General features: G+C 44.9%; 21 protein-coding genes. 9 read left to right on the forward strand and 12 right to left on the reverse strand.

The annotated features are described in order from the left end of the window. Positions 1 to 9: 9 nt before the first annotated feature. The 6 genes from ABDW33_RS17490 (at position 10) to ABDW33_RS17515 (ending at position 4,643) form a co-directional block, all read left to right on the forward strand. On the forward strand, positions 10 to 795 hold the full coding sequence (locus tag ABDW33_RS17490) for an ABC transporter permease (protein ID WP_343691374.1): 786 nt from the start codon (positions 10 to 12) through the stop codon (positions 793 to 795). A 2-nt stretch (positions 796 to 797) separates the two neighbouring features. Further along, positions 798 to 1,616: an ATP-binding cassette domain-containing protein gene (locus tag ABDW33_RS17495; RefSeq protein WP_343691375.1), complete on the forward strand. Its 819-nt coding sequence runs from the start codon at positions 798 to 800 to the stop codon at positions 1,614 to 1,616. Between the two features lie 6 nt (positions 1,617 to 1,622). Continuing rightward, complete coding sequence (locus tag ABDW33_RS17500) at positions 1,623 to 2,444, forward strand: MlaD family protein (protein ID WP_343691376.1); 822 nt, start codon at positions 1,623 to 1,625, stop codon at positions 2,442 to 2,444. Positions 2,445 to 2,533: 89 nt separating this feature from the next. After that, positions 2,534 to 3,553, forward strand: a complete 1,020-nt coding sequence (locus tag ABDW33_RS17505) for a zinc-binding alcohol dehydrogenase family protein (protein ID WP_343691377.1) — start codon at positions 2,534 to 2,536, stop codon at positions 3,551 to 3,553. 140 nt (positions 3,554 to 3,693) lie between these two features. Continuing rightward, positions 3,694 to 4,239: a hypothetical protein gene (locus ABDW33_RS17510; protein ID WP_343691378.1), complete on the forward strand. Its 546-nt coding sequence runs from the start codon at positions 3,694 to 3,696 to the stop codon at positions 4,237 to 4,239. Positions 4,240 to 4,379: 140 nt separating this feature from the next. Then, positions 4,380 to 4,643, forward strand: coding sequence for a hypothetical protein (locus ABDW33_RS17515; RefSeq protein ID WP_343691379.1), 264 nt, complete (start codon positions 4,380 to 4,382; stop codon positions 4,641 to 4,643). A gap of 107 nt (positions 4,644 to 4,750) precedes the next feature. On the opposite strand, the gene ABDW33_RS17520 is transcribed toward ABDW33_RS17515, so the two are convergent. Then, entirely contained in the window at positions 4,751 to 5,749 is a 999-nt protein-coding gene (locus tag ABDW33_RS17520) for a HAMP domain-containing sensor histidine kinase (RefSeq protein WP_343691380.1), read from the reverse strand. Positions 5,750 to 6,312: 563 nt separating this feature from the next. Between ABDW33_RS17520 and ABDW33_RS17525 the strand changes: the two genes are divergently transcribed. Both ABDW33_RS17525 and ABDW33_RS17530 read left to right on the forward strand, forming a co-directional pair. Continuing rightward, positions 6,313 to 6,573 (forward strand): hypothetical protein, encoded by a 261-nt coding sequence (locus ABDW33_RS17525; protein WP_343691381.1) that lies wholly within the window; start codon positions 6,313 to 6,315, stop codon positions 6,571 to 6,573. A gap of 184 nt (positions 6,574 to 6,757) precedes the next feature. Then, positions 6,758 to 8,107 (forward strand): acyl-CoA dehydrogenase family protein, encoded by a 1,350-nt coding sequence (locus ABDW33_RS17530; protein WP_343691382.1) that lies wholly within the window; start codon positions 6,758 to 6,760, stop codon positions 8,105 to 8,107. 42 nt (positions 8,108 to 8,149) lie between these two features. On the opposite strand, the gene ABDW33_RS17535 is transcribed toward ABDW33_RS17530, so the two are convergent. Genes ABDW33_RS17535 through ABDW33_RS17545 form a run of 3 tightly spaced genes read right to left on the reverse strand, consistent with a single transcriptional unit; the run spans position 8,150 to position 9,673 of the window. After that, the gene (locus tag ABDW33_RS17535) at positions 8,150 to 8,542 is read right to left on the reverse strand and encodes a hypothetical protein (RefSeq protein WP_343691383.1); all 393 of its coding nucleotides are present in this window, start codon (positions 8,540 to 8,542) and stop codon (positions 8,150 to 8,152) included. A gap of 16 nt (positions 8,543 to 8,558) precedes the next feature. Continuing rightward, positions 8,559 to 9,092, reverse strand: a complete 534-nt coding sequence (locus ABDW33_RS17540; RefSeq protein ID WP_343691384.1) for a YceI family protein — start codon at positions 9,090 to 9,092, stop codon at positions 8,559 to 8,561. Positions 9,093 to 9,097: 5 nt separating this feature from the next. Next, on the reverse strand, positions 9,098 to 9,673 hold the full coding sequence (locus tag ABDW33_RS17545) for a YceI family protein (protein WP_343691385.1): 576 nt from the start codon (positions 9,671 to 9,673) through the stop codon (positions 9,098 to 9,100). A gap of 449 nt (positions 9,674 to 10,122) precedes the next feature. On the opposite strand from ABDW33_RS17545, the gene ABDW33_RS17550 reads away from it, so the two are divergent. After that, positions 10,123 to 10,521 carry a helix-turn-helix domain-containing protein gene (locus tag ABDW33_RS17550; protein WP_343691386.1) on the forward strand — a complete coding sequence of 133 codons (399 nt, stop codon included), beginning with the start codon at positions 10,123 to 10,125 and terminating at the stop codon, positions 10,519 to 10,521. A gap of 61 nt (positions 10,522 to 10,582) precedes the next feature. Here the strand turns inward: ABDW33_RS17550 and ABDW33_RS17555 are convergent, their stop codons facing one another. The 8 genes from ABDW33_RS17555 to ABDW33_RS17590 form a co-directional block, all read right to left on the reverse strand. Next, positions 10,583 to 11,155, reverse strand: a complete 573-nt coding sequence (locus ABDW33_RS17555) for a hypothetical protein (RefSeq protein WP_343691387.1) — start codon at positions 11,153 to 11,155, stop codon at positions 10,583 to 10,585. Between the two features lie 57 nt (positions 11,156 to 11,212). Then, entirely contained in the window at positions 11,213 to 11,779 is a 567-nt protein-coding gene (locus tag ABDW33_RS17560) for a hypothetical protein (protein ID WP_343691388.1), read from the reverse strand. An 18-nt stretch (positions 11,780 to 11,797) separates the two neighbouring features. Continuing rightward, a complete protein-coding gene (locus tag ABDW33_RS17565) occupies positions 11,798 to 15,976 on the reverse strand; it encodes an RHS repeat-associated core domain-containing protein (protein WP_343691389.1) in 4,179 nt (1,392 codons plus the stop codon). A 67-nt stretch (positions 15,977 to 16,043) separates the two neighbouring features. Further along, the gene (locus tag ABDW33_RS17570; RefSeq protein WP_343691390.1) at positions 16,044 to 17,891 is read right to left on the reverse strand and encodes a contractile injection system protein, VgrG/Pvc8 family; all 1,848 of its coding nucleotides are present in this window, start codon (positions 17,889 to 17,891) and stop codon (positions 16,044 to 16,046) included. A gap of 805 nt (positions 17,892 to 18,696) precedes the next feature. After that, positions 18,697 to 19,503, reverse strand: a complete 807-nt coding sequence (locus ABDW33_RS17575) for a phytanoyl-CoA dioxygenase family protein (RefSeq protein WP_343691391.1) — start codon at positions 19,501 to 19,503, stop codon at positions 18,697 to 18,699. 272 nt (positions 19,504 to 19,775) lie between these two features. Next, positions 19,776 to 20,549, reverse strand: a complete 774-nt coding sequence (locus ABDW33_RS17580; protein WP_343691392.1) for an SDR family oxidoreductase — start codon at positions 20,547 to 20,549, stop codon at positions 19,776 to 19,778. 553 nt (positions 20,550 to 21,102) lie between these two features. Further along, positions 21,103 to 21,513: a DUF6691 family protein gene (locus ABDW33_RS17585; RefSeq protein WP_343691393.1), complete on the reverse strand. Its 411-nt coding sequence runs from the start codon at positions 21,511 to 21,513 to the stop codon at positions 21,103 to 21,105. Next, on the reverse strand, positions 21,510 to 22,079 hold the full coding sequence (locus ABDW33_RS17590) for a YeeE/YedE thiosulfate transporter family protein (protein WP_343691394.1): 570 nt from the start codon (positions 22,077 to 22,079) through the stop codon (positions 21,510 to 21,512). Before ABDW33_RS17590 ends, ABDW33_RS17585 begins: the two co-directional genes overlap by 4 nt. Between the last annotated feature and the right edge of the window lie 10 nt (positions 22,080 to 22,089).

Here is a 22,089-nt window from a genome sequence, read left to right on the forward strand (position 1 = left end):
CCTTAACCAATGCGAACGATTATGGCTAGTGCAATTACTTCATCCTTAAACAGATACATGGCCGCGGTGGGAGAGCAGGTCGCTTTTGCCAGCAAGTTTGGCCGGAATATTTTTCGGAATGGTTTCGAATGGAACGAATTTCTACGTCAATGTTATATAGTAGGTGTCCGTTCTATTTCACTGGTCGCCATTTCCGGTTTTATTATAGGGTTTGTGCTCACCCTCCAGACACAGCCTACCATGAAACAGTTTGGTGCGGAGAGCTTCGTACCCGGTATGGTGGCTATTTCCATTGTACGTGAAATAGGACCTATGATCATTGCCCTGATCTGTACGGGAAAGATCGCATCCAGTATAGGCGCAGAACTGGGTAGCATGAAAGTGACGGAACAGATCGATGCCATGGAAGTGTCCAGTGCCAACCCTGTTCAGTACCTGGTAGTGACCCGTATCCTGGCTTGTACACTCATGGTGCCGCTACTTACCGTAATGGCCGATGCACTGGCATTAACCGGTGGTTGGCTGGGCGTAAACCTGCAGGGCCATGTAAGCGCTACGCTGTTTTACCGAAAAGCCTTTGCCGCACTTGAATTTAGTGATGTGATACCCGCTGTTATCAAGACGTTCTTCTTCGGATTTGCCATCGGTTTTGTGGGTTGTTACAAAGGCTACCATGCTGCCAGAGGCACTGAAAGCGTAGGACTGGCTGCCAATTCTGCGGTTGTTACCGCTTCTCTGTGGATCATATTGCTGGACGCAATTGCGGTACAGATCACTAACCTATTATATTATTAATTATGGAGCAGGCGCTAACAGATAAAACAGAACAGGCTCCAGCCACTGAAGTGGAGCAGGAGACCGCCAGTAACGAGGACCAGACGCCGGCAGATGGCGTCGTGATCCGCATCGAACACCTGAAAAAATCTTTTGGTGAAAATGAAGTGCTGAAAGATATCAACCTCGAACTGCACAAAGGCGAAAACATTGTCGTATTAGGCCGTTCAGGACAAGGTAAGTCTGTCACCATCCAATGTATAGCCGGCCTGATGGATCCCGACGAAGGCAAGCTGGAGGTATTGGGGAAAGAGATCCCGTCATTGAACGAAGATGAATTGAAAGAGATCAGGAAAAAGATCGGTTTTCTTTTCCAGAGTGGTGCTTTATACGATTCAATGACCGTAAGAGAAAACCTGGAATTTCCGCTTACCCGGGTATTGCAGATAACAGACAAAGAGGAACTGACCAAAAGGGTAGAAGATGCACTGGAAAGTGTGGGCCTCAAAGATGCGATAGACAAGTATCCTTCCAGCCTTTCAGGAGGCATGCGGAAAAGAGTAGGACTGGCGAGGACATTGATCCTGCGGCCGCAGATCATTTTGTACGACGAACCGACTACCGGTCTGGATCCGATCACGGCCAGAGAAATCAGTGAATTGATTGTGGCACTGCAGGAAAAATACGATACATCGTCCATTATTATTACCCACGATATGCCCTGCGCAAGAATTACGGCTGATAGAATTGTAGTGATGAACGACGGAAAATATATAGCAACCGGTACATATGACGAGCTGGCAAAATCACCGGATGAACTTATTAATAACTTCTTCAAATAATACGATATGCACGACAAGACATCTCAGAAAGTGAAGGTTGGAATCTTTACATCGGTTACCATCCTGTTGTTGCTGGTAGGGGTTTTCCTTATCGGTAGGAATAAGAATATGTTTCGAAGCACCTTTACCCTGTACGGTACGTTTAAAAACGTAGGCGGATTACAGGTAGGGAACAATATCCGGTTTGTAGGGATTGATGTAGGAACCGTTGAGAATATCGATATCCTGTCAGACTCTACTGCGCGGGTTACTTTAAGAGTACAAAAGAAGGTGCAGCCCTTTATCAAAAAAGGTGCGATAGCAAATATCACCTCTGATGGGCTGATGGGAGACAAGCTGGTGGCAATCAGTTCCGGAGCTAATTCCAACGTGCCGGTGAAAGACGGCGAGACAATTGAGGCAGTTGATCCATTGCAATTTGATAAAGTACTCGACAGGATTTCCGGGGTAGCTACCAATGCCGAGGTAATCACAGGCCAGCTGGCAGGTATTGCTACGCAGGTGAACCAGGGAAAGGGTAGTATAGGTAGATTATTGTATAGCGATAGTATGGCCAATGACCTGGAAGGTACTGTGAATGAGGCAAAGAAAACGATGAAGGCCGTACACAAAGGGTCGGAAGGATTTAGTGAGAATATGGAGGCCTTAAAGCACAATTTCCTGTTAAGAGGATATTTCCGCAAAAAAGAAAAAGCGGCAAAGGAAGCACAGGAAAAAAAGGAAGAAGCACAGGAGAAAAAGGAAAAAGAACAGGAAAAAAAGGAGAAGAAGAAAAATAAAAAAAGTGATAAAGACAGTTCTACTTTAAATATCCCAAAAGATAATTGACAGGCGAGTTGCATGTCGGACAAAGTGTTCAAAAAAATCCTGCTGTTTTCGCAAGAAAAAGCAGGATTTTTTGTTTTATTTTACGCATTATGATAAAAATACTCACCTGTACCACGCCCGGGCAGTTTGATTACGGCCAGAAAGAAATGCCAGCATTGACTGCTAATCATGCCATCATTAAAATCAAACGCATCGGTATCTGTGGCACGGACCTCCACGCTTTTGAAGGAACACAACCTTATTTTGCTTATCCGCGTATCCTTGGTCATGAACTGGCCGGGGAACTGGTAGCGATCGACAATGCCCCCGGTTTTGAAATCGGCGAGGCCGTGACCTTCATCCCTTATTTTAATTGCGGGACCTGTATCGCCTGTCGTAGCGGCAAACCAAACTGCTGTACCCGCATCCAGGTTTGTGGCGTACACATCGATGGTGGCATGGCCGAGTACCTTTCCGTACCGTCGTCGTCCTTAATTCATGGAGAAGGCCTGAGTATGGAAGCACTGGCATTGGTGGAACCACTGGCGATCGGCGCCCACGGGGTAAGACGTGCCGGTGTTACTCCCGGAGAATTTGTACTGGTGATCGGTGCCGGGCCTATCGGACTGGGTATTATGGAGTTTGCCCGTATAGCCGGTGGCAAAGTCATCGCTATGGACATTAATGAAGGACGCCTCCAGTTCTGTAAGGATAAATTAAAGGTCGCTCATACAATTAATCCGGTAACGGAAGATGTAATGGCTGTACTGCAGGAAATCACCAACGGTGATATGCCCACTGTTGTGATTGATGCTACAGGAAGCCAGAAAGCTATCAACAACGGTTTTGAATATATGGCACATGGCGCCCGGTATGTGCTGGTAGGATTGCAAAAAGGCGAGATCAGTGTAAGCCATCCGGAGTTTCATAAAAGAGAAGCGACCCTGATGAGTAGCCGGAATGCAACAAGAGAAGACTTCGAACATGTAGTGAAGAATATGAAGAGCGGAGAAGTAGATCCGGTAACCTATATCACGCATCGTGTGCAGTTTGACCAGGTAAAAGACCAGTTTAATAGCTGGTTAGATCCAAAGACAGGTGTCATCAAAGCAATGGTAGAACTGGAATAGTAATATATATTGATAGTTGCAGGCCGGGAAGTTGAACAATTTGCCGGTCTGCAATAATCCATTCGGCGTCGAAGCCCTTCCATCGTACTGCTGGCGAATAACTAACACTTTTTCAATATCTTGTAAAAAAATATCACAGCATGGAAGAATTAACTGCAGGCAAAGGTTCCAGGGTACAACACGCCAAATATGGTCCGGGTGTCATTATCGGTGTTAAATACGCACAATACGTAGTCACTTTTATGGACCAGGGCATCATCGACATAGACAAAACTGACCCCCTCTTCGAAATCCTCCACATTGAAAACCAATCTGTCGAAGTCGAAACTACTTCCGCCGTCGAAACCTCTCTATTAAAAATCCTCCGGCTCTGGGGTGAACCCACCGAAATTATTCCCCTCGGTGATAAATGGGAGGGAGGTACGATCCTGCTCCAGCCAAAAGATGCATCGCTGAAACCAAAAGAACTACCTATAGAGGTTTTCTTTCATAAAATAGTCATGGTAAGAGACCGGTTGCGCGTACTGGAACAACAGGTCAACAGTCATAAGCAGCTCTCTGACGAAGACAAAGTGAACATGCAGCAATACATTACCCGCATATACGGCTCCCTCACCACCTTCAACGTGCTCTTCAAACAAAAAGAACATTGGTTCACGGGTGAAAAAGGAGGAAAAGAAGACTAATTGTTAATAGATTTTTTGCAACTGCGTGGCCTTAATTTTGTTATATTTATATAACGCAAAAAGAGCAGCAGACAATCTACAACTACAACCTATTACGCTGTATGGACAATTTTGCGTATTGCATTTAAAAGTGATGCCATATGAAAGATTTCACCTTAGACTTTGACCTGAAAGGTAGCAACTACATCGTAGTTGTGCAACCGCATGAATCAAGAGGTATCGAGCACTACAAAGCAGTGCTGGACGACGAACATTCCATCGATTATTTACTGCAGGTAAACGGCGATTTACAACCTAACCCGGATTACGCAGCAGATCCGCAACTGGTAAATGCAATTGCTACCCGCATCCTCGAGGTAGTACATGTGGAAGATCGTGGAAATGCCGCCACATCTTACCCATGAATCCACAACACTTTGTAGGTAGAAGGTCAGGTAACCGGGGTACGATCATGGATGTCGTCAACGGTGTGAGTCAGTTCCGCGTAAAAGACGTTTATACTAACCAACCTTTATAACACTGTATAGGGGAGGTCTATGTTGAAGACAGTACCTTTGTTTTCTTGTGATGAAACGTAGATATTACCACCGTGTTGCTGTACCAGCTGCTTACAAATGTGCAGACCCAGACCGGTGGAAGGTTCATGATGAAGGCCCTTCCGCCGGGCTGAAGTAAACCTGTCGAAGATATTTGGTAGCATTTCCTGCGGAATACCTATTCCCGTATCAGTTACAGAAATCCGCACACCTCCGCGATGCGGCCGCATGCCAAGGGTAATAGCCCCGCCATCAGGCGTAAACTTCAACGCATTGTGCACCAGATTATCCACCACCCGCTGTAATTTACCGGTATGTATATGTGCCTTTATTTCTCCCTGAGGTAACTCCAGCAATAATCGTTGCTGATGCTTCACCTGTTGCTGCCAGTTATCCCGTACATTCTCCAGCCAGTCATTCAGGCACACATAGTTCGTTTGTAACTTGTCTCCTTCTGATTGCCGTGCAGCGGTGAGCAGCTCCTCTATGATCTGATCTGCCGTTCCACAAGCTTCCCCGATCCACTGCAGGTATTTATTCTCCTGTTCAGGCGTAAACGGATACTCCTGCATCAGGTGCAATACAGAACGGATCCCAGAAATGGGACTTCGTAGATCATGCGCCACGATCCCCAGTATCTCCGTCTTCAACTTGTTCGCCGCCGCTATCTCCTCATTTTTCCGCTCAATTGTTTTGATCTTAATAAAATAATTGGCATGGTAAGAATATAACATCCTGGAAACCACATAGAAAGCACACATCATCAGCCAGAATATATTAATATTACCTACCAGTTGTAACGGGTCCACCTGGAAAAGATGAAGAAAAGACGAAAAAGTAACTCCCGTTATAAAACATATAGTTAAAAGCTGAAAGAACGAAAAAACCTGTACCATCGCAATCACCAAAAGTCCGATCACCATCATGGTCATGGTATTTTTGGGGTTGTGCTGCGCCAGGAATGTCAGCGCCATACAACTGCCAATAAAACATAACGAATAGAGAATCACTAAAAAATGGTACCGAATTTGCTGTATAAATGGCAGTTTTTTACGAATAAGGTAGATAATCAAAGCAATAATAGCTGAACTTAATATTAAGAATCGCTGTATTGTAGTAAGAATGTCAAATTGCACCACAGGCATAGTTCTACCTACCGGTAGAGTAATCGTCAGAATATGTGTGATCAGCGTGGTAAGTGTAATAACTGCAGTTGTTATACCAGTTACCCGCAAATTCTGCGCTTGTATCTGCTGGTAAAACTCTTTTTTGAACTCCTGTTCGATTGCAGTGAATAAATATATTTTCATTTAATTCTTAACGAGGTAAATTCCTGGATAAGGTTAATACTAAAATGTGCCAAAACGCGTCTTATATTACCGGTAGTTGTGCATAGTACACAAATGTACCGGATTTGCAATAAAATAGATTCATTGTTTCCGTTAAACCCAGTCCTATTCCCACCTGTTGAAGCTTAACTAGAGTCATTTATTGAAGAAACCAAGGCGTGGCCAACGCCCCCAAAACTAAACCAGACATGGAACAACGCACAACTTTAGAGCATCCGGCGGAAATAGCAGAATTCCTTACCAGCGTGGTAGGAAAGGAGAAAATTAAGGACATCCGTTTCGGTTACAGGCTACAGGACGATGAACCTGCTATTAAATTTAAGATTACGTTAAAATTTCCTTACAGCATGTTTGCAAAAAAGAAGATTGAAGAACTGGTAGAAGAAAAAATCCAGTACATCCGGTTAGCAGCAGCGCTGCCTGCCAGGTTGATGTTTTCAATCGTCTGAATGCATACATGCAGCGCTTCACCGATGCACATATGAGTTAGTTGCATCTGTACCGGCATTCATTCACGTATTTCGCTAAATTGATCAGTAAAATTTTTCTTGTCCCGTTAGTACGGACAAATGTAATCCTCAGCAGGCGGCCAGCTAGCTGAGGATTTTCTTATATTTATAAAAAACTCCCCATATGGCAGTAAAATTTTCCACGATCAGACAGGCATTTCACTTACTCAAAAGTATTGATTTCGAACAGCTCGGACATATTGCTGAAAAAGTAGACCTGCCAAAAGTAATGGCCGCCGTTGGCAAAATGAACGACCAGCAACTGGCCGGATTAACCAAAATGCTTACCGGGGGCAGTGGACGAAAAAGAGAACTCCCACCTGTCAACGGTGACTTCTACGATCTTTCGGCTATGCTCACAGATGAAGAACGTGCCCTTCAGCTGAAAGTCCGTCATTTCATGGAAACGGAAATACAACCTATCGTCAACGAATATTGGTTTAAAGCCGAATTCCCTTTTGAAATTATTCCTAAACTGGCCGAATTAAATATCTGCGGCGGTACCTTCCGGGGCGATTACTCCTTCGTTATGGAAGGCATCATTGCCATGGAGATGGCTCGGGTAGATTGCTCTATCGCTACCTTCTTCGGTGTACAGAATGGGCTGGCCATGGGATCTATCCATACCCTGGGCTCAGAAGAACAAAAGCAGGAATGGCTGCCGGGTATGGAGCAATTAAAGATAATCGGGGCCTTCGGACTGACCGAGCCCGAAGTAGGCTCCGGTGCCGCCGGTGGTCTTACTACCACTGCAAAAAGAGTAGGGGACAGGTGGGTGCTGAACGGGCAAAAGAAATGGATTGGCAATGCCACCTTTGCAGACGTATTGGTAATCTGGGCAAGAGATGTAGATGATAACCAGGTAAAAGGATTCCTCCTGAGAAAAGGGACGCCCGGTTTCAGCGTTGAAAAAATGCATGATAAAATGGCCTTACGCATCGTCCAGAATGGCATCATCACTTTAAAAGATTGTGAAGTAGCCGAAAGTGATCGCTTAGCCAACGCCAATTCCTTTAAAGATACCGCCAAAGTATTGCAAATGACCAGGGCCGGCGTTGCCTGGTTAGCAGTAGGCTGTGCCAGGGGAGCGTATGAAAATGCATTGACCTATACCCGTCAGCGCAAACAGTTCGGAAAGCCCATCGCCAGTTTCCAGCTTATACAAAACCACCTCGTAGAAATGCTCTCTAACCTGACAGCCATGCAAACCATGGTATTCAGGTTATCCCAGTTACAGGACGATGGCCTGCTGGAAGATGAACATGCATCTATCGCAAAAGTATTCTGCTCTTTACGCACCCGGGATATCGTGAGCAGGGCCAGGGAAGTAATGGGTGGAAACGGGATACTGCTGGAGTATAACGTAGCCCGCTTTGTCGCAGATGCGGAGGCAATCTATTCTTATGAGGGCACAAAAGAAATCAACTCACTGATCGTAGGCCGGGCCATCACCGGCTTCAGTGCCTTTGTATAATCTAAAACCGCCCCTGTTGAACAAACAGGGGCGGTTTTAAAACTAAATATTCTTAGCAAATAATGGCTTCAACGTCATCCAGCCCAGTACCGGGAAGAAGTGCATTGGAATCGCTAATCCCGGGAACAATTCCGGCATCTCAACATCCAACGGCAGCTTATACCCGATAGGATATACAATCGTCACAATGGTAATAACTGCAAACAGCAGGTTGAATACCGCCTCTGTATGACTTTTCAGCACTTTGCTCAGTAAGAAATAACCGATCGCTGCTACGATGTTCGCTCCTAAACAGGCGGCAAAGATCTTCTGCAGGGTAACGATATTCTTAAAACCATCCCCCAGCGATTCTGCATATACTTTCTGGTATACCAAACTCGCTACTGCTGCCAGCACACCTGAAACTACTGCTAATATTAATAACTTCTTCAGCATACGTTCGATTTAATAATTACTTCGTAACAGGTACCGCGATCTCCACCTTGATCACATCCGCAACATCCCCACCTGGTTTGCCAATATGGAAATCATTTCTGTTCACATTAAATGTACCAGCGAAGGTCGCACCAGCTCCTTTCTTCACAAAATTAAAAGGAATAGTAAATTCCTTTTTCACTCCATGGATCTCCAGATCACCGGTTACCTGGTAACCCGCACCAGCCTTCACGATCTTTTTAGATACATAGTGAATCACCGGATACTTCGCTGCATCAAACCACTCATCACTCTTGGCATGCTTGTTCTGCAACGCATTACCAGTCTGGATAGAAGCCACATCAACGGTTACATCAAAATTAGAAACCGCCGGATTCGCTTCGTCAAAATTAATAGTGCCTTTGAATACCTTGAATATACCACTCACTTCATTAGAAGAAAACGAAATGTTGTATTTGTCGCCAATCTTCCACAGCGGTGATACCAGGTTAAAGGCAAACACTGCTGCCGTGAGCAGCAGTGTTCCTGAAAATATCATTAGTTTTTTCATTGCCATTATCCTTTTACGAATTCGCCGTTAGCTTTCAGTACAACTTCGTCGCTCAGCATCTGAGTTGGCATAGAAGCGCCGATACCGAAATCAGTACGTTTGAAAGTACCAGTTACTTTGATACCTACTTCTTCCTTCTTGCTCATTGGGTTAGTAGTAGTACCGTTGATAGTCAGCTCCAGCGTTACTGGCTTAGTTACACCGTGCATAGTCAGGTCGCCGGTTACTTTGAAAGTCTTGCCGCTTGCTTTCTTGATAGAAGTGCTCTTGAAAGTAATGGTACCGAATTTCTCAGCATCGAAGAAATCCGGGCTCTTTACGTGCTTGTCGCGCATTTCGTTGTCAGTGTTGATGCTGTTAACATCTGCAGTTACTTCGATTACCGCGTCAGAAAAATCTGCTTTAGATGCAGTGATCTTTGCTTCGTAAGATTTGAAGTTACCTTCACTTTCAGCAATACCCAGGTGAGTAACGCCATAACCCAGTCTGCTGTGCGCTTTGTCTACAGTCCATGTAGCCTGTGCGAAAGATGCAGATGCAAATAATAACAGTGCTGATGCAACGATTGAGATTTTTTTCATGTTAGCTGGTGTTTTTAAGATTGCTTTTATTTTAAAAAAATGTTCTGCCTGTTTGTAAATGAATTTTTGTCAAAAATGTTTTGACCCGTGTATTACCATTCGTTTAATTCCTTCACTCACTATTACCGGTCTATATAACCCTGCAATTGAAAAAATACCGATTATAGTTCTGCTCGTTTGTCTCAATTGCAGGCCGAAGATATATACTTTTTTAAATAAAATGTGTTTCAACAGATATTTTAATATAAATTCTTTGTGGTGGCTGTTTTCATTTTCACTTATTGAATCCTTACACTTATTTATCAGAAATTTTGTGCTACTTTTACGTAGCGGAGAGAGTCACTCTCTTTTGGAGAGCCAAAGGTAAATGGTGTGTAACTTTTAACAAAGAAGGCACCTGCCAGCGCCCAACTTACCAATTGGTAACTATAGTTATAAATCAGTGAGTTATGATTGAAAATAATGATGAAAAATTTAAGCCGGCTTTTTGTCCTATCCGTCATGTGCTGGATAGGTTTGGTGATAAATGGTCCATTCTGGTCGTGGAATTGTTGTCTCAAAAAGGAAAGTTGCGGTTTAGCGAGATTTCAGGCCATATTGGAGATATTTCCCAGAAAATGCTCACTGTTACTTTGAGATCGCTGGAAGCAGACGGATTGATTTCGCGTGAGTTCTTTCCTGAAATACCCCCAAGAGTAGAATACGAACTGACCGAACTGGGTAACAGCCTGATTCCTCCCATCAATAACCTGCTGCATTGGGGACAGGCACATATTGAGACAATTTTAGACAACAGAAAGCAATACGGGGATAAGGAAAAGGCGAAAGCTAAAAAGACGACCGCCTGAAATGGCAGGACATAAAAAAAGAGGCCGTAAAGGCCTCTTCCCTGGATCAAGAAATCAGGTTCTACCTGAAAAGATGTCTATCCCTGCTGCTCAAAACGTCGTGTGCTTTCAAATACGCCATCATTTTAAACTCCGCCTCAAATTCCGCCTGCAGTAAAGGATGCTGAATATGCTTATTCGGATCATTCGTATCGAGCCCCAGCTCATTCGTCATGACTACATCCGCTACATCTATAGGAAAGTAAGCACAAGCGGCTATAAATTCGAAGTTCTTTTCTTCTATATACACCAGCGAACTTTCCAGGCACTCCATCAGTTTCATCACCCCAGTACCTTTTTCCTCCTCCAGGTTCAGCTGGTCTATATCAATATCATGCAGGCGCAGGATCTGCGCATCTACTTCCTCCTCTTCCACGTTAGCCGTTTTGTCCACCGCATCCCACAGGTAAGTAAGGGCTTCTGTTACGATCTCGTAGCCTTCCTCATCTTCCAGTGTCAACAGGTGATTGGCGTATTTGTTATACAGGTACTCTGCATTCCAGGCACCAAAGAACAGGCACTGGTCAAAGGAAAGATTCGCAAAGTTTTCTCTTAAGGTTTTATCAAAAGAAGAAAAGGTTAATTGTTCCATCATCCGAATAATAAATTTATTGGCAGGCAGTTAACCTGCTACTACCTATTTTAAACACCGCTATCTAAATATTGATTTATTTGCACTGCTAAAAGCTTTCCCTTCAGCCAGGTAAGCCAACAATTTTAACTGTGCTTCCAATTCCTCCGCAAAAAACGGGTCATCCAGTTTATACTTCGGCGGTGTTTCATTCATCACGTACTTTTCATCCTTTTGTGCATTCAGCACATCCATTGGAAACCATGCCGTCATCAGTATTCCATCCAATTTCCTGTCTTTCACATAACTCAATGTACTCTCCACTGCCTCCATCAGTTTCAGAATGCCGCAATCTTTTGGTTTTGCGAAATCCAGACCATCAATATCAATATTCCTCACCTGCTTCAACTGTTTCTTCACATCTGCTTCCACCAATGTCGCCGGATCATCTACTCCCTTCCACAAAAATGCAATCGCATTTTGCAACACTTCATGTTCCCGTGCGAACCCATCACCATCCAGGATTGTTCCATATTGTCTATCCAGGTATTCTGTTGTCCATGCACCTACAAAGAGCAATTGCTCAGGTGATAATTTTGCCAGCTCAGGTTGTACTTTCTTTTTGTACGCTGAATAAGGTAATGCCATTTATATCGATTACTTGTTTTATGATGCACATTCCACATGGGGCTTACAGTTACTACATGGTTCATTCCGCTGATATTTCGCCCACGAGATACCCCATCGTGTAAATTTAGTACCTTCCGGCGCGTTCCTGATAATTACCCGCTCCGCATGGTTCTCCAGGTTGTAAGCTTTCCTTACTGATTTCACTTTCGATTTGTTGACCGGCTGCTTCATATAAGCCACGCCACTATAGATGTTCTCTGGTGGTACACCCAGCTCTACCAGTTTGGCGCGCTGCGCCGGTGTTAACTTTGCACCATTACCAGAGGCAAACAATTGCTTTTCTCCACTGGGCAGGGTACCCTCAGCAATGGATACCGTGGACTGGTTAAACCCGATCTCCGGTTTACCTTCTATATTCCGCTTTAGCAGGTTATGCGCCTGTCTGGCTTTTTCTGCCAGCGCATCATCGAAGATGGGGTGCAATCCCAGTAAGTCAAACAGGTTGGTTGGATCATTCACAAAGCTATACAACCTGCTGCCGCCATCCAGGCCGATAGGATCTTTACTGATGTAAATGCCTTCGTCTGGACTGTAATAACGGAAACGGTTATAATATAATCCCGTTTCTACATCTTCATACTGCCCCTGGTAGCGGAAGGGGATGAAACCCTTACTCCCTGCTAACTTACGAACCTTTCCATAAATATCCAATTCACAGGACCAGCGCTCTTCGCCGGCGTCGTCGTATGCAGCAAAAGGTACGCCGAGGTAGTCAGACAGGATAGAATATTGCCTGCCATTTACAATCTTTGCCACCGGGATAGAGGAATCACCTTCAAATACCCAGGTGATCAAAGTATCTTCCGGCACCGGCTCGGGTGCCTGGGTGATATTGCCCAAATCATCGATCCTCGTCTGTGGCCGGTCATTGACGTTGTATGTCCATTCGTGTACGGGATTTCTGCCATCCCATACCCACCGCGTAATCTCCTGTTTATATATCTTGGCTGTCCTTCTGCCCAGCGCATCATATTCAAAACGCACCGTTCTGCCATCTGGTCTTGTTACCTGTTGCAAGGTGCCCCTGCCTGTCCATTCATACGTCCATTCCTGCAGATCTGCCGTGATCTTTCTGACCATAAATCCTTCTGCATCGTACTCAAATCTTGCGGCCGGCGTTTCCTGCAGTTGACCACCAGGCGCGTATTTACGGTCCTGCTGCGAAACAGTTCTGAAAAGGTTACCTGTTTTATCCGGTTGCCTGTAATCGAAGTGCCCATCTTCATACTGCGCCCAGGCAAGGTTGCCAAAACTATCGTGGGCATACTTCACGCTGCTGTTGTTAATGGCGTTTACCATTTCACGCAGGCGCTGATTGGCATCCCAGCGATAATACGTTTTGCGTATGGTGCGGCTGTTACTGTTCACCGTTTGCGAAGCAGGCATCCCCGCTTTGTCGTATGTCCAGCTGCTGCTGATGCCTCCGGGAAGTAAACGTTCCGTCTCCATCCCCAGCAGGTCATATTTTATTTGCAGTGTCCATGGATCAATAACACCACCCGCCATCGCATGACTGCCATTTACACTACTTCTTTCTACCGTAGCCCGCATGCCGGTAATATCCCCCATCCGGTTTCGTAGTAAATTTACCTGCGCCCCTAATGAAGTTTGCAACTGCATTCTCCTGCTGTTCTCATCGTATTGGGTACTTACCACGTGCCCGTTCTGGCACTCTTCTATCACATTGCCCATGGCATCCCGCCTGAAACTGACCGTGCTGTTTTCATTGACCGCTTCTATCAGCAATCCATTCCGGTCATAAGCAAAGGAAGACCAGGTACCGTCACTATGTTCCGCACGTACGAGCATACCATTATAATCATATTCGTACACTGTATGCTTCTGACCAGGTCTTTCTACCCTGATCACCTTACCCGTCGTATCGCGTACAAAGCCATAACTGATACCATCAAAACCTGTCTCATGAATACTTTCACCTTTTGCATTGCGTACAAACTGGTAAGATTCTCCTTTCTCATTGATGATGGTCCGTAGTCTGCACTCCGTGTCGTAGATGTAATTCATCTTTGCTCCATTCTCTTCCCTGGTACGCAGGTTCCCCAGCGGGGTGTAAGAGAACTTTACGTCATGGTGTTTATCAACTGCGCGCAGTACCTGGAAGTAAGCATCATATTCCATCCGGATATGATTACCATCGGGGGTATCAATAGTGGTGATACGACCGAGGGCATCGTACTGGAATCGCTGTACCTGTTTTGCAGGATTACCAGAGCTGGTACATTGGCCCCATACATCGTAGGTCCATGTGGCCTCACCTCCATCCGGCAGGATCATTTTTACAAGGTTCAGGTCCTCATCATACTCCATTAGAGTGGCATTATCATCTGTATCCTCCACACTGGCCAGCAATAAATGTTCATTATAACGCATGATCTGGATACTGCCATCCGGCCGGGTATTGGTATGTAGCAAACCATTCTCCGGGTAATAGGTATAGGTACTGCTATTACCCTCAGCATCCATACCCAGTATCATTTCACCCTCGTCATTGTACAGGAAGGAATAACTACTGCCATCCGGTTGTACTACGCTGGCTAAATTGCCCATATCATCGTAGGTGTACCCGGCTACTGTACCTTCTTCATCTATTTCCTGGTAGATCTCGAAGTCTTCGGTATAATTAATAAAGGTAGAATTCCCCATAGGGTCTTTGATCTGGGAAATGACAAAGTCAGGGGAATAATAATAGGTGGTCGTTTGACCCAGTGAATTGGTTACAAGATTATATCCTTCTTTCGGATGGTATGCTATATGACCCTCGAGCAGACCACCATCGCCCCAGGTATGAATACAACGTTTCTTATTATCATATTCCCAATAAAAGGTTTGCCCGGTGCGATCTGTTTTGGAGATCATGAGGTGATGCCTGTACTGGATACGGGTAGCTTGCCCTAAAGCATCGGCAATGGTGATTAAATCACCTTCTTCATTATATTCATAAGATACCAGCAGCTTTTCCTGACCGCGGTGATGCGCTGTAACACTGGTAATGCGGCCTTCAAAGTCGTTCCTGATATGGAACTGTCTGCCAATGCTGTCCGTGATGCGCAATAAATGACCCTGCTGGTTGTAATGAAGGGTCACCAGGAAATTCATTTTATTGTGAATGGCGAACAACCGGTACTGCTCGTCCGTGTCACGGATCTTTTTAAAGGTATAATAGAGCTTCTCTTCGTAGTTGTACAGTACAAATTCGTCGGCATCTGTACGGGTCAGCAACAGCTTTTCATGCCGGTTATATTCTTTGTCGCCACTGTAAGGCAGGGCGTCGAATACTGCACTGCGCCCATCCCGGAGTAAAACAACCGTAGCATTATCTGTGGTAAACTCCTGTACCCTCATGTCATAGAAGAGGTGATTGCCGTGTCCCAGTATTCCTTTATGGTTACTATCGCTGTTCCAGGTACGTTCCCATACAATCGGGATCGGGCCTGACATTTCAAAATCAAGACCTTCCGAAATCACGATGCCCTGCACGAGATCTACGGGCTCAAAACCGCGCTTACAAAGGAACTTGCTCAGCTTATTACTACCCAGTTTTCCTTTGAGGGCATGGTTGAATTTAGTCATCATTTTCTTCCCCAGTTTGCCGATGCCTTTCATCAAAGCTCCAAACCCGAAGGAGGTAATGAGGTTCATGAGTACTCCTGCCCAGTCAGGTACATAGGGGCCGCCTACAATCACAGGTTTGCCAAAGGAGAGGGGAATGGAAAAAGAGGTAGGCAGGTACATACTGGGCATCGGGATCAGCTTTTTGCCGGGTTTCAGGGAAAGCGGCAAGCCGATATCGTTACAGGTCATGAGCATATGACCTGTAGGGCTGAGCATTCTGCCTTCTGCCAGGGTATTTTTGGCGCCGAAGAAGTTGACAGAATCATGGGCAATGAGTGGCGCCAGCAGCCAGGGACCACCCATGGGAAAGTGAAAGAGGATAATGATGATACCACTGGTATCACTAACCCCCCTGGGTACGTGGTTGACCTTTGTAGTGGCACCAAGGAAAGGAATGTAATCCATGGGGTCCAGCACAAAGCCAATGTAAGGGTGGGGCAGGGGAATGGGAAATCCGAAAAGGATAACGATATGGATATCCAGTCCAATGACCGGAACAAAATGTTTATTGCTGATGAGCATAAGTTTCCGTTTTTACGACAATTAGGGCCGGTAAGCGCCCTGTAAGTATGATAACTGCGGCTTACCGTTAACAATTCAACTTCAGTGTTCCTCCATTGATCCCTGTATCTGCCTCTCCATTTACCAGCACACTCTTACTCGCCATGCCTATTTTTGTTCCGCTGGTCACCTGGTACACTTCCGACTTCATCCTGATATTTGCACTGCTAATCGTCTCGTGCAGCGTCACCGCATTGTGGGTGATCTTATCTGCCCCTGAGGTAATCTTATTTGCTTTATTATCCACCTTCACCTGTGCAGCACCTTCCCCGATCACAACCAGTTCACTTCCTTTCAAATGGATCTCCTTCGACAGGAACTCAATTTTATTGGGTGCATCTACGATAATATGATCATCCGTCTTCACCGTTACCAGCGTCTGGCTGCTGATGGTGATATTTCCTGCACCGTCCATGGCCATTGAACTGCCATTTTTATCCGTCACGGTCACACTACCTGCGGCATCATTCAGCAGGATGGTATTGCCGCTTCTCGTTTTCAATGCTTTCACATCATTTCCTGCATTCCCATAACTACTTTTCGCTTTCCCATTATAGGTAGCACCGATCACAAACGGCTGTTCGGCATTCCCCCCTTCAAATTCCGTAATCACTTCTTCACCCACTTCCGGCATGATAAACATGCCTTTGTCTCCACCACCGGAGGCGGATACTACGCGGATCCACGGGGTTTGTCCGGACTGCATCCAGCGGAATTTCACCCGCACCCTGCCTAATGCCTTCGGATCATTATTATCGGTCACCGTTGCAGACTGGGGCTCACAATAAGGAATATTGGTATAATCGACATGAGGGGCGGCTACATCAGTAGGAATGCCTTCGAACACATTATAGTAACTGCCATTGGCACCACAGTAATGGCGCACGCTTGTAATCATATATTCTCCGTGATGCTGTTCCTGCGCAAAAGCAGAATCCTTGATGCTCACAGTATCTCCAATCCTGAAAGAGGGGTTCGTACTGCTTCCCTGCAGCTGCACCATCCGGGACAACCGGCTTTTCTTTTGCAGCGTTGTCAGTTTGTCAATTTGTGACTTTGCACTGCTGGTAAAGGGATAGTTCATTTTGAACAAGCCTTCCCTGTTGTACAACTTCGCACTTACATCACTTGCCTTCTGTGAGTAGGCATTCATCTTTCCGGCCGCTTTTGCGTTAGTGGTATCTTCCACTACGCTATCCTGCCGGTAATCGTAGCCATTGAACCTGGCATTGTTGGGCACCACTGATACTTCAATGTTGAAATCCAGCAGGTCTACCTGGTGAGTGAGTACAGTGGTTTTCGGGCTGTTCTTCCCGAATACCAGTTGCTGGCCGTCATAGAAGAACCATTCTCCATAACGCTCTGCCAATCTTTTGATAAAGGCATAGGAGGTCTCTTTATATTGAACGATGTATTTGAGTGATTCTTTGGTGTCGGGGTTGATGCTGGTGCGTAGCAGGTTAGGAGGGTAGCTTTGGGTGGTCGTGGAAATAATATCAGCGAGGGACTTGTTTTCAAATGCGGCAGTATGCGAGTCATCTTCCAGCAGGATGCTGGGGCTTTGGCCCCTGATGATGCAGTTACCGTGTGTACCATCACCCTGTTTGCCGGTGGCGATCTGCATAACGATCCCTTTAAAGATCAGGTTTTGTACATCGGGAAGTTGCTCGGCGGGGGCGACATTGATTTCAATCTCTTCTCCCAGGAATTTTGCAGAGGCACCGGAGATCCCTCCTCCTAATTTCTCGAACCAGTCATAGCTGACGTAAATCTCAAACTCGTGATGGCCGTTCAGGTATTGCCTTAATTCAATAGACTGAAAGGTGTCGAACTGATTGCCGGCAATAGAAAATGAGGTTGCAGTATTAAGTGCCATATTATGGGTTTTTCTTCAAAGAATGGGGTATTTGGGTAAACAGGCTACAGTGAAAATAAAAACATGGTTACTACGAAAATAACAAAAAAAGGGGCCACTTCGGCAATAAAATGCTGAATAATTTAATAGTAACGAGCGGGAAAAATACGGTGCCAGCCGGCTGATCTATTTAAATATTCATGGCTAAAGGAAATCGGATCACAGCGTAGATATCTCATATCGCGGGTAAAACTCGAACAGCCATTTATCACCAATGAAAAAGGCCTGGTAACCGGCTTAAATAGTCATTGTAAAAGGAAATCGGATCACAGCGTAGATATCTCATATCGCGGGTAAAACTCGAACAGCCATTTATCACCAATGAAAAAGGCCTGGTAACCGGCTTAAATAGTCATTGTAAAAGGAAATCGGATCACAGCGTAGATATCTCATATCGCGGTTAAAACTCGAACAGCCATTTATCACCAATAAAAAAGGCCTGGTAACCGGCTTAAATAGTCATCGTAAAAGGAAATGGGATCACAGCATAGATATCTCATATCGCGGTTAAAACTCGAACAGCCATTTATCACCAATAAAAAAGGTCTGGTAACCGGCTTAAATAATCATCGTAAAAGGGAATCGGATCTCAACGCAGATATCTCAGTTATCCAAACGTAAAACAGGCACAGCCCACCACCAATAAAAAAGGTGTATCAACTAAATGATACACCTATCAGCATATTTATAGGAAAATAAGATAATAAAAATCCTGCCTCAAAACTTTGAAGAAAATGTTCGCATATCCCTATTTGTGTCCTGGCCCTTATTTCACGATACCGGCAAAGCGCTGGTAGAACTGGGTAGGACTGTTCTCATCTTTCGGGGCATATTTCCCGGCGATGATAGGCACATAGATCACTCTTCTGCGGCTTTCTTCACCAATTACAGAGCTCAGCGCCACGCGGTGCCAGAGTCGGCCATCATGTACAGTTACGTCACCGGCTGTAGGCGTGATAGCAATTTCATTCTTGTCTGGCGTGTGGTCAATGAAGTATCTCTTCTTGAACAGCATGCTCAGTCTGCTCTGTTTGTGTGTACCTGGAATAATTCTCAGACCACCGTTCTCAACTTTCAGTGTGCTCAGGTGCAAACCGACGTTGAGCATTGGATTCAGTTTACCGCCCATGAAGATGTCACGTAAACCGTCTGTATGCCAGCCCATTTTGGTGAACTTGCTTTCAGGACCATTTACGTAATGATTAAATACCATTCCGTCTTTCTCGTTGATACCCAGGCGGGCGCCAGGGCCAATCAGGCTTAACAGCGCATCAAAACGCTTGTCTTGCAATACCTCGGCCAAAACTGGTGCATGCTGATTGATGAAGGCAAAGCGTTGCACAATAGGATTACCATTCAAGTCTTTACCATACTTGATGGGAACTCCATTTACTTTCTCTCTTTTTTCAGCGATCCATTTCTCTTGTACTTCTTCAGATGCTTTAATGATTTCCTGCACTTGTTCAGGAGTAAAGAACCTGGAAAAGTGAATGTATCCATGCTGGTCAAAAAATGCTCTTTGTTCTTCGGTTAGCGTATCACCTAGTGTAAACGTAGTATAAGCCGTAGACATGATGTGGTAAATTTATAGATGATTGGTGATTGATCACGAATTATTGAAAATAATTAATTTTTATAAATCCCTGTCAGTACAGGATAAATAGGTCTTTGTTCTCAACAATACGGACACCATTTACTTTGCGATAAGCAGGTTAGCTGCAGTATTTTGATAGATAATAATCTGTAACGCATCTTTTAGTCTACTAAATTTGTAGGGTAAAGATAATAGTATTTTATCTTGTACCCAAATTATAAATTGCATGTCAATTTGAGGGATGAATTTACTTATTTTTTATATAGATTACCAGCAATTTTTTCTACCATCGCCTTGGGAACCAATCTGGTGAAGAATACGGTGGCTGCATTTAATGCACCAGGTACCACTTCCGATTTCCTGTCGAACATCGCTTTTACGGCTATCCGTGCTACCTCATCTGGCATCATACCATATTTTTCAGCGGTCGCCTTGATCACCTGCATCCCCGCCCTGTCGATGAAATTAGTATTCACCGGTCCTGGCGATAAACAGGTCACTGATACATTTGTACCTTTCAGGTCTGCCCTGATGCCCCTGGTGAATAATAACATGAAAGCTTTGGAGGCCGCATACGTACTAAGCGTGGGCACTGCCTGGTAGGCTGCTGTACTGGCCACATTCATAATGTAAGCCGTGGGTTGCTGCTTCAACATAGGCAGAAAATGATGACAAAGTGCAACCGGTGTCTGCATATTTACCTGCAACATCCTGTTTTGCTCTTCCAATGAAGTGATATCAAATTCACCCCATACCGCATACCCAGCATTGTTGACCAGGATGGAAATGTTGTACCTGTTCTTTTGAACCCATTCAAACAATTCTCCTGCTGCTGTAGGTACAGACAGGTCTAGCGCGATATATTCAACCTGTACACCATATTTGGTTATCAACTCCGACGAGACCACTTGCAATTCACTCGTGGACCTTGCTACAAGAATGAGGTTATACTTTTTTTCAGCCAATATAGCGGCGATGGAACGTCCAATTCCCTTGCTTGCGCCCGTAATTAGTGCATAATTCATATATAATACTGGTTAGCCGTTGTGCTTAAGGAATACAGGAACAGCTGAGAACAAAATACAAAAATAAGTTATTTATTGAAGCGATAATGAGAGAATTTAATATAAATCTGTAAGAGAAGTGTAAAAATCCCTGAAAATGAAGCGTCTAAGTCATTTTTAACAAAATAGAGAAGGGCGGTAAGAATACCGCCCTTAATTTTTTAACCATATCCTATGAAAAACCTGAACCAAAGATATAAGACAGCTCCATACCGCCTAGTCAATTTTGGTAAAGGCTATATTTTATCTGGTAAACGTCACGAATTAATGGCCGTTAACGAAAAATTAACAAAATATCCCTCGTTTTAGGTAACTAGTACTCAATATAATTTGAAAACTTAACGCATTGTTAGTAAGGTCTCACAAGGAGGCCATACCGCCTCTTTGTGGCTGCATGCACATTCCCCCCGATTATTATGTTAACACACATATTTAATTAATATAACGTTTCAGCTTTTTTCAGTAGCACCAGTCTGCCTGTGAACAGGACGACTGCCTTATTTTAGGTAAGCAGCTAATGGGGCAACTTGTCCTTCACCGCCCCATATACCCAGGTCCCCGCTATCGCACTCAGCAACGCTGCTGCCATTACCGTAAATCCGGCCCCCACCTGTGCAAATAATGGCCCCGGACACGCCCCCGTCAATGCCCAGCCAAACCCAAATAACAACCCTCCATAGATATTTCCTTTTGAAAATTGCTTCTTCGGTATTACAATCTCATCGCCACCGAACGTTCTGATTTTAAACTTCTTAATGAGTGTTACGGAAAGAAGACCTGTAATTACAGCCGACCCGATCACCCCATACATATGAAACGACTCTAAATGAAACATCTCCTGGATCCTGAACCAGGATAACACCTGCGATTTTACCAGCACTATGCCAAAAAGCATCCCGGCAAATGTGTATTTTATGTTCTTCATGACAATGAAAGGATAAATGGTAAGACTAAATTTGACATAATAAACCCACCCGCCATAAAACAGCAGGTCGCTACCAATGATGGCCATTGCAAAGTCGATAATCCGAAAATTGCATGCCCCGAAGTACAGCCTCCGGCATACCTCGTTCCAAACCCGACAAGGAATCCACCCACAATTATGAGGATAAAACCGCGCGTGGTCAGCAATGCCGGCCAATTAAATAACTGGCTGGGTAACAGGTCGTTGTGGTTGCTGATGCCAAATTCACCTAAAGCATTTTCCAGCTTTGGACTGATCTGAACAGGCGCCGGATCCGCCAACCAGTGTGCTGCTATAAATCCTCCCAGCACGATACCTGCCACAAAGAATAAGTTCCAGCTTTCCCGCTTCCACTCATAGTTGAAAAAGGGAATGTTCGCCGGAAAACAGGCCGCACAAATATGCCTGAGTGATGATGAAATACCAAAGGCCCGGTTACCCAACAGTAAAAGTAAAGGTACCGTAAGACCGATAACCGGTCCCGCCACATACCAGGGCCAGGGTGCAGAGAGTAGTTTTAATAACATAACTTTATGG

This window comes from Chitinophaga sp., assembly GCF_039596155.1.
Lineage (GTDB): Bacteria > Bacteroidota > Bacteroidia > Chitinophagales > Chitinophagaceae > Chitinophaga.